This window comes from Streptomyces sp. NPDC051136 (assembly GCF_044455745.1).
Taxonomy (GTDB): domain Bacteria; phylum Actinomycetota; class Actinomycetes; order Streptomycetales; family Streptomycetaceae; genus Streptomyces.
The window spans coordinates 115646-130707 of sequence record NZ_JBITFE010000001.1; the positions used below are offsets into that span (position 1 = coordinate 115646).

The following is a 15062-nucleotide window of genomic DNA, read 5'->3' on the forward strand; positions in this document are numbered from 1 at the left end:
GTGCGGCAGGTGGAGACCGGCGGCGGATCATGTGAGAAGTCACGCTGTGTGACACGGACCACCGCATGCCCACGCAGCGTCGTGGGAAGGTGCTGCCTTGGTCTGTGCCGCGAGGGTGGTGCGGGCCTTGTCACTGTACGGACGACCTGGGCACATCCCGCCCGGGCGCACCAGAGAGTGGAACCACCCGTGAGCAAGGACGCCGTCGCCACGGCACAGGCCGCCGCCCATCCCCAGGCGGCCGAACGACCCGCGGACGCGGGCGACGCCGGCTACAGCAAGGACCTCAAGCCCCGCCACGTCAACATGATCGCCATCGGCGGCGCGATCGGCACCGGCCTCTTCCTCGGCGCCGGCGGGCGCCTGCGCGACGCCGGACCGGCGCTCGCGATCGCCTACCTCGTCGCGGGCGTCTTCGCCTTCTTCGTCGTCAAGGCACTCGGTGAGCTGGTGCTCTACCGGCCCTCCTCCGGTTCCTTCGTGTCGTACGCGCGCGAGTTCCTCGGGGAGAAGGGCGCCTACGTCGCCGGCTGGATGTACTTCCTGAACTGGTCCACGACCGGTATCGCCGACATCACCGCGATCGCGCTGTACACCCACTACTGGAGCATGTTCACGAGCATCCCCCAATGGGTGCTCGCCCTGGTCGCCCTCGCGGTGGTCCTGGCCGTGAACCTGATCTCGGTGAAGATCTTCGGCGAGATGGAGTTCTGGTTCGCGATCGTCAAGGTCGCCACCCTCGTCGGCTTCATGCTGATCGGCATCTTCCTGCTCGCCACCCAGCACGAGGTGAGCGGCCAGACGCCGGGCATGGGCATGATCACCGACCACGGTGGCGTCCTCCCGCACGGAGTGATGCCCGTGGTCCTCGTCATGCAGGGCGTGATCTTCTCCTACGCGGCCCTGGAGCTGGTCGGCGTCGCCGCGGGCGAGACGGCGGAACCGCACAAGATCGTTCCCCGCGCGGTGAACTCGATCATGTGGCGGGTGGCCGTGTTCTACGTCGGCTCGGTCGTCCTGCTGGCCCTGCTGCTGCCGAGTTCGCTGTACTCGGGCGACGAGAGCCCCTTCGTCACGGTCCTGTCGGGCATCGGGGTGCCGGCCGCCGGCGACGTGATGAACCTCGTCGTCCTCACCGCCGCGATGTCGTCGCTGAACTCCGGCCTGTACTCGACCGGCCGCATCCTGCGCTCCATGGCCATGGCGGGCTCCGCGCCCAGGTTCACCGGCGTGATGAGCCGCAGCCAGGTCCCCTACGGCGGCATCCTGCTGACCTGCGCGGTCTGCGTCCTCGGTGTCGGCCTGAACTACCTGGTGCCGAGCAAGGCCTTCGAGATCGTGCTGAACGTCGCCTCGCTGGGCATCATCAGCACGTGGGTGATCATCATGATCTGCCACCTGGTGTTCGTCCGCCGGGCCCGCGCCGGCCTGGTCGAACGGCCGCGCTTCCGGCTGCCCGGCAGCCCCGTCACGGAGATCGTCACGATCGCCTTCCTGCTGGCGGTCATCGGCCTGATGTGGAACGACGAGGAGGTCGGCCGCAAGACCGTGCTGCTGGTACCCGTGATCGCGGTGATGCTGGTGGCCGGCTGGTTCGGCGTCCGCCGCCGCGTCGCCCAGCACGCCGCACAGGAACCGCCGACGCCGACGCAGTAGCGACCGGTGTCCCCGTGACCGTGTACGACCACGGGGACACCGTCTGAGGGGGCGCGGCTCAGTGGTCGTGCGCGTCGTTGGTCGCGGCGATCTTCTGCCACGAGCGCGGCTGGGCGGGGGCCCCGGACGCCCCGGGTGCCTTCGTGAGCGACCGGGCGTGGGCCGCCGCGGTGTCCGGCTTCGACGGCTGGAACAGCCAGGTGTCGAACAGGGCGGCCAGCGGCTTGCCGGACACCTCCTCGGCGTAGCGCCGGAAGTCGGCCACGGACGCGTTGCCGTAGGCGTGCTTCGCCGGCCACCCCTTCAGGATCGCGAGGAAGTCCTCGTCCCCGATCTCGCCCCGCAGCGCCTGGAGGGCCAGCGCGCCCCGGTCGTAGACCGCGGCGTCGAACTGGTTCTCCGGACCGGGGTCACCGGGCTTCACCGTCCAGAACGCGTCGTCGGCCGGGTGCGAGGCGTAGGTGTAGTCAGCCAGTTCCTGCGCCGTGCCCTCGCCCTCGTGCTCGGACCACAGCCACTGGGCGTACCGCGCGAAGCCCTCGTTGATCCAGATGTCCTTCCAGCCCCGCACGGAGACCAGGTCGCCGTACCACTGGTGGGCCAGCTCGTGCACGACCACGGACACGTTCGACCCGTTGGCGAACTGCCGCGGGCTGTAGAACGGCCGGGTCTGCGTCTCCAGCGCGTACCCGGTGGTGGTGTTCGGCACGTAGCCGCCGAGCGCGTCGAACGGATACGGCCCGAAGTAGTCGCTCAGCCACTCGGCGACCTCCCCGGTGCGCTCCACACTGGCCCGCGCCGCGCCGTCGTTCGCGCCCAGGTCCCGGCTGTAGGCGTTGACGACCGGGATGCCGCTCCCGGTGGTGCCGGTGGTGACGTCGAACTTCCCGATGGCCAGCGTGGTGAGGTACGTGGCCTGGGGCTTGTCCGAGCGCCAGTTCCAGCGGGTCCAGCCGAGCCGCGAACTCGTCGACTGCAGGGTCCCGTTGGAGATCGCCTGGGTCCCGTCGGGCACCTGCACCGACACGTCGTAGGTGGCCTTGTCGAGCGGGTGGTCGTTGGCCGGGAACCACCAGGCCGCGGCCTCGGGCTCGTTCGCGGCGACGCCGCCGTCCGGGGTGCGGTGCCAGCTGGTGAAGCCGAACGCCTTCTTCGAGGACGGCACGCCGCTGTAGCGGACGACGACGGTGAGGGGCGTGCCCTTGTCCAGCGGCTTCTGCGGGGTGATCTCCAGCTCCTGCTCGCCCGAGGTCGTGAACGACGCCCTGGCGCCGTTCACCCGCACCTCGCCGACGTCCAGCAGGAAGTCGAGGTCGAACCGCGACAGGTCCTCGGTGGTGCGCGCCAGGATGGTCGCCGTCCCCTCCAGCCGGTCGGTGGCCGGCTGGTACTTCAGGCGCAGGTCGTAGTGCGAGACGTCGTATCCGCCGTTGCCGTAGGCCAGGTAATAGGGGTCGCCGATGCCCGGCGCGCCGGGGGAGTGGGCGGCCGCCGACGCCGGGATCGCCAGCATGAGGGAGGCGGCGCCCAGCGCGCCCGGCACGATGATTCTGCGGTGCACGAAAGCTCCAAGTCGTAGGGGCACGGAGTCTGTTCGGAGCCTATTCAGCTCCTGTGGGCACTGTCGTGTCCACGGCCACTGCCGTCACACGATCGCCATCCGGCCGTCATGAGCCACCCGTGGCACCCTGCCGCGCCGGTGCCGGCCGCTGTACCGCCCCGCGGCATCCGGAACGCAACCGTCCGTGCCCTTGCACCGCGGCCACCGCGACCCTCGCCGCCCTCCTCGGCGCTGGATTCGCGCCGCACGGTGTACAGGTCCGCCGGACCGGGGAGGAGGCCGCCTACGTACCGCTGCGCCGGTCGCGGCGCGCCCTGGTGCCCCTGCTCCTGGGCGAGCGCGCGACGTACAGCCTTACGGCGGGTGAACCCGATACCCGCTGCTGAAGAGGTGAGTTCCGCGCCATACGTGGTAAGGGGCGTAGCGGACGGGTATTTTCGGCCACATCGACTTGAAGGGTGCCGCCTGTGACGCAGGACCGACCAAGCGACAAGGAAGAGCACGAACGAGGCACGCTTCCCGGTGCGGAAGCCGGTCTCCCGGGGCAGGAGCACAAGCCCCGGACCGACCGCGTCGTCTTCGGCGTCACGGCCGTCCTGACCCTGGCGTTCGTCGTCTGGGGAGCCGCCGCCACCGACTCGCTGGAGGACGTCTCCACCAGCATGCTCGGCGGCCTGCTGCACAACGGCGGCTGGGCGTTCACGCTGGCCGCGTCCGGGTTCGTGGTCTTCGCCCTGTGGCTGGCGGCCAGCCGCTACGGCCGCATCCACCTGGGCGCCGAGGGCGAGGAACCCGAGTTCCGCACCGTCTCCTGGGTCGCCATGATGTTCAGCGCGGGCATGGGCATCGGTCTGATGTTCTACGGCGTGAGCGAGCCGCTGGCGCACTACACCTCGCCCCCGCCCGGCACCAGCCCGGCCGACTCCGGCGACCGGATGGCGACGGCGATGGCCACCACCCTGTTCCACTGGACGCTGCACCCGTGGGCGATCTACGCGGTGGTCGGTCTCGGCATCGCCTACAGCACCTTCCGCAGGCGCCGCAGGCAGACCATAAGCGCGGTGTTCACCCCGCTCATCGGCGAGAAGCACGCCAACGGAGCGGGCGGCCGGGTCATCGACATCCTGGCCATCATCGCCACGATCTTCGGCTCCGCGGCCTCCCTGGGGCTCGGCGCGCTGCAGATCGGCTCCGGCATGGAGAAGCTCGACTGGATGGACAAGGTCAGCACCGGGCTGCTCGTCGGCATCATCGCCGTGCTGACGGTGGCCTTCGTGGCCTCCGCGATCTCCGGCGTCGAAAAGGGCATCCAGTGGCTGTCCAACACCAACATGGTGCTGGCCCTGATCCTCGCCGTGTTCGTGTTCGTCGCGGGTCCGACCATCCTCATCCTCGACCTGCTGCCGACCTCGGTCTTCGCCTACCTCGGCGACCTGCCGCAGATGGCCGGCCGCACCGAGATCAGCGGCGGCAAGGAGGTCGCCGACTGGCTGGGCAGCTGGACGGTCTTCTACTGGGCGTGGTGGATCTCCTGGACGCCCTTCGTCGGCATGTTCATCGCCCGCATCAGCCGGGGCCGGACCATCCGTCAGTTCATCGGCGGTGTCATCCTGGTGCCCAGCACGGTCAGCCTGATCTGGTTCGCGATCTTCGGCGGTTCGGCGATGCGGCTGCAGGAGCAGCACCGGCTCGGCGACGACTCGACCCCGGAGGGCCAGCTCTTCGGCGTGCTGCACGAGTACCCCGTCGCCACCGCCACCAGCCTGCTGGTGATGATCCTCGTCGGCATCTTCTTCGTCTCGGGCGCCGACGCGGCCTCCATCGTGATGGGCACGCTCTCGCAGAAGGGCGCGCTCGAACCCAGCCGCTGGGTGGTGGTCGTCTGGGGCGTGGTGACCGGCGCGGTCGCGGCCATCATGCTGCTGATCGGCAGCGGCGAGGCGGACGCGCTCACCGGTCTGCAGAACCTCACGATCCTCGCGGCGGCGCCCTTCGTCATCGTGATGATCTTCATGTGCGTCGCCCTCATGCGCGACCTGCGCCGCGACCCCCTCATGGTGCGCGGCGAGATGGCCTCCGAAGCCGTCGAGCTGGCCGTCATCGAGGGCCACAAGCAGTACGAGGGCGACTTCGAGATCCGTATCGGCCCCGGCCCCGGCACGGACGTGGAGGGCGACCCGATCGGCAAGCACCACGAGCACTGACCCGCGCGGTCCCGTCGGCGGCGAACCGGCACCGGCCCCCACGGGCTCGCCGGTCGGGCACGGCCGGTGCATCCGGCCCGGCCCCGCCGGCCGCGACGCGGGCGGTGAGCCCTGCACGCGGCTCGCTGGTCGGGCACGTCGGGTGAACCCGGCTCGGTCCCGCCGGTCGGGACGCGGGCGGTGAGCCCTGCACGCGGCCCGTTGGTCGGGCACGTCGGGTGAACCCGGCTCGGTCCCGCCGGTCGGGACGCGGGCGGTGAGCCCTGCACGCGGCTCGCTGGTCGGGCACGTCGGGTGAACCCGGCTCGGTCCCGCCGGTCGGGACATGGGCGGTGAACCCCGTACACGACCCGCCGGTCAGGACACGAGCAGTCAACCCGGCCCGGTCCCGCCGTCGGGTCGGCGCACGAGCGTCAGGAGGCGAGCCGGGCCGCCTCCTGCGCGCAGCCCCAGGCCACGGTGACGCCCGCGCCGCCGTGGCCGTAGTTGTGCACCAGCCGTCGCCCGTCCGCCAGCGTCCCGCGCTCCAGTCGTACCGCGTCCCGCGCCGGCCGCAGCCCCACCCGGTGCGCGAGCACCCGCGCCCCGGCTATCTCGGGGCGCAGCGCCGCGCACCGCCGCACGATCGCCTCCGCCACCGCCGGGTCCGGCTCGGCCGACCAGGCGTCCTCCTCGGCCGTCCCGCCCAGCAGGAGCCGTCCGGGCTGCGGAAGGAAGTACGTCGTCTCCCCGGAGTCCGTGTCGGCCGACACCAGCCAGTTCCGGATGCCGGGGTTCTCCACCACGACCAGCTGCCCGCGCACGGGCCGCACGGCCGGATCCGGCACCAGGTCCCGGGCGCCCAGCCCCGTGCAGTTGACCACGACCGGCGCGTCGGCCTCGGCCAGGTCGGTCACCGAACGCTCCTCCACGACGCCGCCCGCCCTCACCAGCCGCTCCCGCAGCCAAGGGAGATGAGTCGACATGTCGATGACCGGCAGCCTCGCCCACAGCCCCGGCCCCGCGTACTCCGCGGCCGTGGACGCACGCAGTCCCGGCAGCCGGGCCGCGGCCCACGAACCCACCTCGTCCAGGCCGGTCTCGCCGAGCACGCCCTCCAGCAGGCGCACGCCGGTCTCCTCGGGACGCGCCGCCAGCTCCTCGTACACGTCGAGGGAACGCAGCGCCCAGGCCTGGGCCAGCGCCACCGGCTCGATCCGGTACGGCCACCACAGCCCGCCCGCGACCACCGAGGTGGTCCGCTCCACCGGGTCCCGCGTCCACAGCCGCACCCGCCTGCCCCGCTCGGCGAGGACGACGGCCGTCGTCAGCCCGATCACCCCGCCGCCGACCACGACGACTTCGCCATCCAGTTCGGTATCCACACCAGGACGTTAACCGAACGCCCTTTCCTGAGGAGCGGGCCCTGCCCCGGCCGGCACGGGGGAACCCGGCCGAGCCGACACCCGGGCGCGACTAGGATCTACGGTCTGATGACTGCCACCCTCGTCGCCAAAGACCTCGCCGCCGGCCACGGCGACCGCTCCCTGTTCACCGGGCTCGACCTCGTCGTCGCGCCCGGCGACGTCATCGGCCTCGTCGGGGCGAACGGTGCGGGCAAGTCCACCCTCCTGCGGCTGCTCGCCGGCCTGACCGCGCCGGAACAGGGCGAGCTGCGCCTCTCCCCGCCCACCGCCACCGTCGGCCACCTCCCGCAGGAGCCGGAGCGCCGCCCCGGCGAGAGCGTGCGGGAGTTCCTGGCCCGCCGCACCGGCGTCACCGAGGCCCAGCGGGCCATGGACGAGGCCACGCAGGCCCTGGTCGACGGCGCTCCCGGAGCCGACGACGCCTACGCGACCGCTCTGGAGCGCTGGCTGGCCCTGGGCGGCGCCGACCTCGACGACCGTGCGCAGGAGACCGCCGAGGCCCTGGGCCTGACGGTCGACCTGGACCAGCCGATGACCTTGCTCTCCGGCGGCCAGGCCGCCCGCGCCGGTCTCGCCTCGCTGCTGCTCTCGCGCTACGACGTCTTCCTGCTCGACGAGCCGACCAACGACCTCGACCTGGACGGACTGGAGCGCCTGGAACGCTTCGTGACCGGGCTGCGCGCCGGCACCGTCGTCGTCAGCCACGACCGCGAGTTCCTCACCCGCACCGTCACCAAAGTCCTCGAACTCGACCTCGCCCAGCGGCAGATCAGGCTCTACGGCGGCGGCTACGAGGCCTACCTGGAAGAACGCGAGGTGGCCCGCAGGCACGCCCGCGACGACTACGAGGAGTACGCCGACAAGCGGGCGTCCCTCCAGGACCGGGCCCAGACGCAGCGCGCCTGGATGGACAAGGGCGTCAAGAACGCCCGGCGCAAGGCGGGCAACGACAACGACAAGATCGGCCGCAAGTTCCGCAGCGAGGCCAGCGAGAAGCAGGCCGCCAAGGCCCGCCAGACCCAGCGCATGATCGAACGTCTCGAGGTCGTCGAGGAACCGCGCAAGGAATGGGACCTGCGCATGGAGATCGCGTCGGCGCCCCGCTCGGGCGCGGTCGTCGCCACCCTGCGCGACGCCGAGGTCCGGCGCGGCGCCTTCACGCTGGGCCCGGTCTCCCTCCAGATCGACTGGGCGGACCGGGTGGCGGTGACGGGAGCCAACGGCGCGGGCAAGTCCACGCTCCTCGGCGCGCTCCTGGGCCGCGTGCCGCTCGACGCCGGGCACGCGGCACGCGGCTCCGGGGTCCTGCTCGGCGAGGTCGACCAGGCCCGCGAGCTGTTCCACGGGCCCGAGCTGCTGCTCGACGCCTTCCGCGCCGCCGTCCCCGACACGGAGCCCGCCGACCTCCGCACCCTGCTGGCCAAGTTCGGCCTCAAGGCCGACCACGTCACCCGCCCGGCGTCGAGCCTCTCGCCCGGCGAGCGCACCCGTGCCGCCCTGGCCCTCCTCCAGGGCCGGGGCGTCAACCTGCTGATCCTGGACGAGCCGACCAACCACCTCGACCTGCCGGCCATCGAACAGCTCGAATCGGCCCTGGACGCCTACGAGGGCACCCTCCTCCTGGTCACCCACGACCGCCGCATGCTCGACGCGGTCCGGGTGACCCGCCGCCTGGAGGTGACGAACGGCAAGGTGGCGGAGGCGGCCTCCTAGTGCGGGCAGTCGTGCCTCCACCGGGTGGAACCCTTAGGCGGCACCCCCGGGGGGCGGCACGGGTGGGCGGTGGGGGCACCTCCCGCTCGGACGAAGCCGAGTGCGGGGGAGGGGCACCCCCGCGGCGCCGGGCGGCGCATCCACCCCGCCCCGTCGCCCCGGGCGTTCAGGCCAACCCGGCCCGCCGCAACGCGTCGGCCATCGCCCCGTCGGACGCAGCGGGAGCCGACGACGGACGCCCCTTCCCCCCACCGCCGGAGCCACCCCGCTGCTGCCGCTGCCGCGGCGGCCTGCCACCCCGCTCCTTCTTCGGCTCCCCCTGCGCGGCCGCCTCGTCGTCCAGCCGCAACGTCAACGAGATCCGCTTCCGCGGAATGTCGACGTCCATCACCTTCACCTTCACGATGTCCCCGGGCTTGACCACGTCCCGCGGGTCCTTCACGAACGTCTTCGACATCGCGGAGACGTGCACGAGCCCGTCCTGATGCACACCGACGTCCACGAACGCCCCGAACGCGGCGACGTTCGTGACGACACCCTCCAGCACCATCCCGGACGACAGGTCGGAGATCTTCTCCACGCCCTCCTTGAAGGTGGCCGTCTTGAAGGCGGGCCGCGGGTCGCGCCCCGGCTTCTCCAGCTCCCGCAGAATGTCCGTGACCGTCGGCAGACCGAACGTCTCGTCCACGAACTGGTCCGGCTTCAGCGACCGCAGCACCGCCGTGTTGCCGATCAGCCCGGCCACCTCCTGCCCGGCCGTCTTCACCATCCGCCGCACCACGGGGTACGCCTCGGGGTGCACGCTGGACGCGTCCAGCGGATCGTCGCCGCCCCGGATCCGCAGGAAGCCCGCGCACTGCTCGTACGCCTTGGGACCGAGCCGCGACACCTTCTTCAGCGCGGTCCGCGACGTGAACGGCCCGTTCGCGTCGCGGTGCGCCACGATGTTCTCGGCGAGTCCCGAGGTGATGCCGGAGACCCGGGCGAGCAGGGGCGCGGAGGCGGTGTTGACGTCCACCCCCACGCCGTTCACACAGTCCTCGACGACCGCGTCCAGCGAGCGGGACAGCTTCACCTCGGAGAGGTCGTGCTGGTACTGGCCGACACCGATCGACTTCGGGTCGATCTTCACCAGCTCGGCCAGCGGGTCCTGCAGCCGCCGGGCGATCGAGACCGCGCCGCGCAGCGAGACGTCCATGTCCGGCAGCTCCTGGGAGGCGAAGGCGGAGGCGGAGTACACCGACGCGCCCGCCTCGGACACCATCACCTTGGTGAGCTGCAACTCCGGGTGCTTGGCGATGAGTTCACCGACGAGCTTGTCGGTCTCCCGCGACGCCGTGCCGTTGCCGATGGCGATCAGGTCGACCGCGTGCTCCTTGGCCAGACGCGCCAGCTTGGCGATCGCCTCGTCCCACCGGTTGGCGGGGACGTGCGGGTGGATCACGTCCGTGGCCACCACCTTGCCGGTCGCGTCGACCACGGCGACCTTCACACCGGTACGGAAACCGGGGTCGAGGCCCAGGGTCGCGCGGGTGCCGGCCGGAGCGGCCAGCAGCAGGTCGCGCAGGTTGGCGGCGAACACGTCGACCGCCTCGTCCTCGGCGGCGGTGCGCAGACGCAGCCTGAGGTCGATGCCCAGGTGCACCAGGATGCGCGTGCGCCAGGCCCAGCGGACCGTGTCGGCCAGCCACTTGTCGGCAGGGCGCCCGCGGTCGGCGATCCCGAACCGGCTCGCGACGATCGCCTCGTACGACGACGGCCCCTCGGTGGGCTCCTCGGGCTCCAGGACGAGGTCGAGCACGTCCTCCTTCTCGCCGCGCAGCATCGCGAGGACGCGGTGCGAGGGAAGGTCGGTGAACGGCTCGGCGAAGTCGAAGTAGTCGGCGAACTTGGCGCCGGCCTCCTCCTTGCCGTCCTTCACCTTGGCGGCGAGCCGACCGCGCGTCCACATCCGCTCCCGCAGCTCGCCGATCAGGTCGGCGTCCTCCGAGAACTTCTCCGTGAGGATCGAGCGTGCGCCGTCCAGAGCGGCCTGCGGATCGGCCACGCCCTTGCCGGCGTCGACGAACGCGGCCGCCGCGGCGAGCGGATCGACCGACGCGTCGGCGAGCAGGCCCTCGGCCAGCGGCTCGAGACCCGCCTCTCGCGCGATCTGCGCCTTGGTGCGCCGCTTCGGCTTGAAGGGCAGGTAGATGTCCTCCAAGCGCGCCTTGGTCTCCGCCGCGCGGATGCGCCCTTCGAGCTCCTCGGTGAGCTTGCCCTGCTCGCGCACCGAGTCGAGGATGGCGGTACGCCGCTCCTCCAGCTCCCGCAGATAGCGCAGCCGTTCCTCGAGCGTGCGCAGCTGCGCGTCGTCGAGCATCTCGGTCGCTTCCTTGCGGTAGCGGGCGATGAAGGGCACCGTCGAACCGCCGTCGAGCAGCTCGACCGCCGCCTTCACCTGCCGCTCCCGCACACCGAGCTCGTCGGCGATCCTGCTCTCGATGGATCCAGCCTCGCTGGACGCGCCGGACGTCCTGGACGCGTTTGACCCGGGTGTCGTCACGATCCCGTACCGCCTTCTCACTGAGGTTGCGCGGCAATTGTGGCAGGTGACACCGACAATCGGGGATCAGGGCGCCGTCCGGGCCGGTCGTGACCGACGGGAGGGGTCCCGGATCAGACCCTGCGGCTGCGGGTGGAGGACGAGGCCCCGCCGAAGAGCCGGGCCACGGCCCGGAAGGGAAGCGTCACCACGGTGGCGACCGCTCCACCGATCTGGCGCAGGACGTCTGCGATGGCACGGAACACGAGTAACCCCTTTCGTCTCCCGGCCGCCTCGGCCGGGGAACCTACGGGTACCTCGGTAGCGGCCTCGCATGCCTGTCCGTACACTCCGTCCGCGCCCGGGCGCGTCGTCAGCGCTTGGCGAGCAGGTCCTTCGGGAAGGCACCCGCCCCGAGCGCCGCGCGCGCGAAGACCGAGCCGAGTTCCGTCAGGCGCGCCACGCCCTCGGCGCCCAGGTGCGCGTACGGGGCCGCGTCCAGCCGGTCCGTCTCCCGCTCGATCCCCTCGCGCAGGGCGACGCCCTCCTCGGTCAGCTCGCCGGCCGCGTCGACCAGCCCGCGCTCGCGCAGCCGGCCCGCGGCCGCGTCCCACTCCTCCTGGGTCCAGCCCCGGGTGGTGAAGATCCACTTCGGTGCCATGCCCTTGCCGGTCGCCGTGTGCGTCACCAGTGCCTCCAGGCCGTCGAGGCCCGCGGTCATCAGGACGGCGAGATGACCGTCGCCGCGGTGCTCGCGCAGCAGCGTCGCCGCGTGCCAGAGCGCCAGGTGCGGGGCATCGGGCACGGGCAGGTCGGCGTGGGCCGAGCAGAGCGGGCGGGCGCTGCGGGCACAGCCCTCGGCGGCGCGCAGGGCCAGGCCGGCCGCCTCCGCCATCTCGGCCGACGTCACCGCCTCCTCGCCCAGCAGACGGCGCAGTGTCGCGTCCACGGCACGCAACCGGGCCGCCAGCGCCTGCTGGGGCGTGACCTTCTCCCACACGGCGGGGACGTGCCGGGCGACGAGGTCGTGCTTGTAGTTGTAGAACGCCGCCGTCACGGCACCGGCGCCCACCGGACCGAGCGCGGCGGCGCGCACCGCGAAGTTGACGGCCCGGGCGTCGGTGACCCCGAGAGCGCCCAGTTCCCGTCCCAGGTCGGGCGAGAAGTAGTGCGTCGAGTGCAGCGAGTTGAGGGCGTTGTGGCAGCGGCGCCCCGCGCGGGGGTCGATGGCGGCAGTTGTCATGCCCCGCACGTTACCAACCGCTCAGTACGTCCTGCGGGCCTGCGCGGCGTACGGCAGGAAAGGTGGGGTTCTCGTCATTGCGGACCTCGGGCGGCGGGCGAAGAATCGACGGCATGGCGCAGCGAACCCCGCAGACCGTCCTCGTCCTCCTCTTCGACCGGGTCCAGAGCCTCGACGTCACCGGCCCCGTCGAGGTCTTCGCGGGCGCCGAGCAGCACACACCGGGGACGTACCGCATCCGCACGGCCTCGCTGGACGGCGCTCCCGTCCGCACCTCCAGCGGTCTGACCGTCGTACCGGACCAGGCGCTCACCGACGCGCCGGAGCCGGACACGCTGGTGGTCCCCGGCGGCCGGGGCACCCGCGACCCCGACCCGCGCCTCACCGCATGGCTGCGCGAGCACGGGCCGCGCGCCCGGCGCCTGGTCTCGGTGTGCACCGGGGCGATCCTGCTGGCCCGGGCGGGTCTGCTGGACGGCCGCCGGGCCACCACCCACTGGGCCTACAGCGACCGCCTCGCCCGCGACCACCCGGCGGTGGACGTCGACCCCGATCCCATCTACGTGCGCGACGGGAACGTGGCCACGTCCGCCGGGGTCACCTCCGGCATCGACCTCGCCCTCGCGCTGGTGGAGGAGGACCTGGGCCGGGACGTCGCCCTGACCGTCGCCCGGCACCTGGTGGTGTTCCTGCGCCGCCCCGGCAACCAGGCGCAGTTCAGCGCGCAGCTCGCCGCCCAGACCGCGCGCCGGGAGCCGCTGCGGGAGCTGCAGCACTGGATCACCGAACATCCCGGTGCCGATCTGAGCGTGGAGTCCCTCGCCGCCCGCGCCCGTCTCTCGCCGCGCCACTTCGCCCGCGCCTTCCAGGCGGAGACCGGCATGCCGCCCGGCCGCTACGTCGACCGGGTCCGCCTGGAACACGCCCGCCGGCTCCTGGAGGACACCGGCGACGGCGTCGAGGAGGTCTCCCGGGCCAGCGGCTACGGCACGCCGGAGACCATGCGCCGCGCCTTCGTCAAGGCCCTCGGCACCTCACCGGCGGAGTACCGCCGCCGGTTCCGGCCCGCGCCGGCCCAGTGAAGCCCGTACCCGCACCATCCGTCACCGATCCACCCCGGAAGGAACCGCGTGCAGATCGCCATCGTCCTCTTCGACCGTTTCACCGCCCTCGACGCCGTCGGCCCGTACGAGACCCTCGGCCGCCTCCCGGACGCGGAGACCGTCTTCGTCGCCGAGCGCACCGGCCCCGTGCGCACCGACACCGGGAACCTCGCGCTCACCGCCGACCGGACCCTGGCGGACGTGCCGAGCCCCGACATCGTCGTCGTGCCCGGCGGTCCCGGCCAGACCCCGCAGATGGAGAACGAGACCCTGCTGGCCTGGCTGCGCGCCGCCGACGCCACCAGCACCTGGACCACGTCCGTGTGCACCGGCTCCCTGCTCCTCGCCGCGGCCGGCCTGCTGGAGGGCCGCCGCGCCACCTCGCACTGGCTGGCGCTGGACTTCCTGCGCCGGTACGGCGCCGAGCCGACCGGGCAGCGGGTCGTCACCGACGGCAAGTACGTCACCGCGGCCGGTGTCTCCTCCGGCATCGACATGGGACTGGCCCTGCTCGGCCGGATCGCCGGCGACGAACACGCCCGGGCGGTCCAGCTGCTGACCGAGTACGACCCGCAGCCGCCCTACGACGCCGGGTCCCCGGACAAGGCACCCGCGCACCTCGTCGAGGAGTTCCGCGGCCGGAGCCGGTTCGTCCTGACGTAGGGCCTGTCGTGCGGATCGTTCCGGCGCCCGGAACAAGAACCCTCAGGCCGGGCCGGACCGATCCGCACGACACGCGTCGGGCCCGCTCCAGCCGAACCGCGGCTGCCTGCGCTCCAGGAAGGCGGCGACCCCCTCCGCGGTGTCGCCGCTGCCCTGCGCCTGCGCCGACCAGTGGGCGTTCCGGTCCGTGCGTCCGTTCGCGAACTCCTTCGCCGCGGCCTGGGTGAGCAGCGAGCGGGACGTCAGCACCCGGGTGAACTCCGCCACCCGCTTGCCCAGTTCGCCCTCCGGCAGCACCTCGTCCACCAGACCGGTGCGCAGCGCCCGCCCGGCGTCGATCAACTCCCCGCTGAACAGCAGGTACTTCGCGGTAGCGGGACCCGTCAGCGCCACCAGCCGCCGGGTCGCGGACGACGGGTACACGATCCCCAGCTTGGCCGGTGTCACACCGAACAGCGCCGTCTCCTCGGCGAACCGCAGGTCGCAGGCGGCCGCCAGCTGCGCCCCGCCGCCCACGCAGTGCCCCCGGACCGCCGCGAGGGTCGGCTTGGGGAACGCGGCGAGGGCCTCCTCGGCCCGTACCGCGAGCTCCTGCGCCTCCTGGGCCGACTCGCGCAGGGCCGAGATGTCGGCCCCGGCGCAGAAGGTGGCGCCCTCACCGGTCAGCACCAGTGCCCGCACCGCAGGATCGGCGGCCAGCTCGTCCAGGACGCGGGGGAGCGCCCGCCACATCGCGGCCGTCATGGCGTTGCGCTTGGCCGGGTGGTGGACGACGACGGTGGCGACCGAGTCGGCGACCCGGTGCAGCAGCTGCGGCTCCATGCAGCGGATGCTATCCACCGGCCCGGCGGCGCCGACCGGCCGGGCGGGACAGGAACGATCGTGTGTCAGGCGCCAACGATCAGAAACCGCTCGATACACGCTGACTTGTGTTCAGTCCACGGGGGCGGCGCGGCGCGTTACCGACACTCAGGGGTGTGGTGACTATC

At 72.4% G+C, this 15062-nt stretch carries 11 protein-coding genes; 5 read left to right on the plus strand and 6 right to left on the minus strand.

All coding sequences use genetic code 11. The annotated features are described in order from the left end of the window. Positions 1-189: 189 nt before the first annotated feature. Positions 190-1656: an amino acid permease gene (locus tag ACIBCJ_RS00455; RefSeq protein WP_362091165.1), complete on the plus strand. Its 1467-nt coding sequence runs from the start codon at positions 190-192 to the stop codon at positions 1654-1656. 58 nt (positions 1657-1714) lie between these two features. On the opposite strand, the gene ACIBCJ_RS00460 is transcribed toward ACIBCJ_RS00455, so the two are convergent. After that, a complete protein-coding gene (locus ACIBCJ_RS00460; protein WP_365981445.1) occupies positions 1715-3217 on the minus strand; it encodes a M1 family metallopeptidase in 1503 nt (500 codons plus the stop codon). A 467-nt stretch (positions 3218-3684) separates the two neighbouring features. Between ACIBCJ_RS00460 and ACIBCJ_RS00465 the strand changes: the two genes are divergently transcribed. Further along, positions 3685-5421, plus strand: a complete 1737-nt coding sequence (locus ACIBCJ_RS00465) for a BCCT family transporter (RefSeq protein WP_362091171.1) — start codon at positions 3685-3687, stop codon at positions 5419-5421. Between the two features lie 413 nt (positions 5422-5834). On the opposite strand, the gene ACIBCJ_RS00470 is transcribed toward ACIBCJ_RS00465, so the two are convergent. After that, the gene (locus ACIBCJ_RS00470) at positions 5835-6785 is read right to left on the minus strand and encodes an FAD-dependent oxidoreductase (protein WP_362091174.1); all 951 of its coding nucleotides are present in this window, start codon (positions 6783-6785) and stop codon (positions 5835-5837) included. A 108-nt stretch (positions 6786-6893) separates the two neighbouring features. Between ACIBCJ_RS00470 and ACIBCJ_RS00475 the strand changes: the two genes are divergently transcribed. After that, positions 6894-8540, plus strand: a complete 1647-nt coding sequence (locus ACIBCJ_RS00475) for an ABC-F family ATP-binding cassette domain-containing protein (RefSeq protein ID WP_365981446.1) — start codon at positions 6894-6896, stop codon at positions 8538-8540. 166 nt (positions 8541-8706) lie between these two features. Here the strand turns inward: ACIBCJ_RS00475 and ACIBCJ_RS00480 are convergent, their stop codons facing one another. From ACIBCJ_RS00480 to ACIBCJ_RS00490, 3 genes are all read right to left on the minus strand, one after another. Beyond that, entirely contained in the window at positions 8707-11085 is a 2379-nt protein-coding gene (locus ACIBCJ_RS00480; RefSeq protein WP_365981447.1) for a Tex family protein, read from the minus strand. Between the two features lie 113 nt (positions 11086-11198). Next, complete coding sequence (locus ACIBCJ_RS00485) at positions 11199-11330, minus strand: LPFR motif small protein (RefSeq protein ID WP_252100479.1); 132 nt, start codon at positions 11328-11330, stop codon at positions 11199-11201. A gap of 107 nt (positions 11331-11437) precedes the next feature. After that, positions 11438-12307 carry a hypothetical protein gene (locus tag ACIBCJ_RS00490; protein WP_365981448.1) on the minus strand — a complete coding sequence of 290 codons (870 nt, stop codon included), beginning with the start codon at positions 12305-12307 and terminating at the stop codon, positions 11438-11440. Positions 12308-12420: 113 nt separating this feature from the next. Here ACIBCJ_RS00490 and ACIBCJ_RS00495 point away from each other — a divergent pair, with 113 nt between their 5' ends. After that, positions 12421-13389 (plus strand): GlxA family transcriptional regulator, encoded by a 969-nt coding sequence (locus tag ACIBCJ_RS00495; protein ID WP_362510182.1) that lies wholly within the window; start codon positions 12421-12423, stop codon positions 13387-13389. 48 nt (positions 13390-13437) lie between these two features. After that, positions 13438-14073, plus strand: a complete 636-nt coding sequence (locus tag ACIBCJ_RS00500) for a DJ-1/PfpI family protein (RefSeq protein ID WP_365981449.1) — start codon at positions 13438-13440, stop codon at positions 14071-14073. Between the two features lie 42 nt (positions 14074-14115). Here ACIBCJ_RS00500 and ACIBCJ_RS00505 read toward each other — a convergent pair whose 3' ends face one another. Next, positions 14116-14895 carry an enoyl-CoA hydratase/isomerase family protein gene (locus ACIBCJ_RS00505; protein WP_362091192.1) on the minus strand — a complete coding sequence of 260 codons (780 nt, stop codon included), beginning with the start codon at positions 14893-14895 and terminating at the stop codon, positions 14116-14118. Positions 14896-15062: the final 167 nt, after the last annotated feature.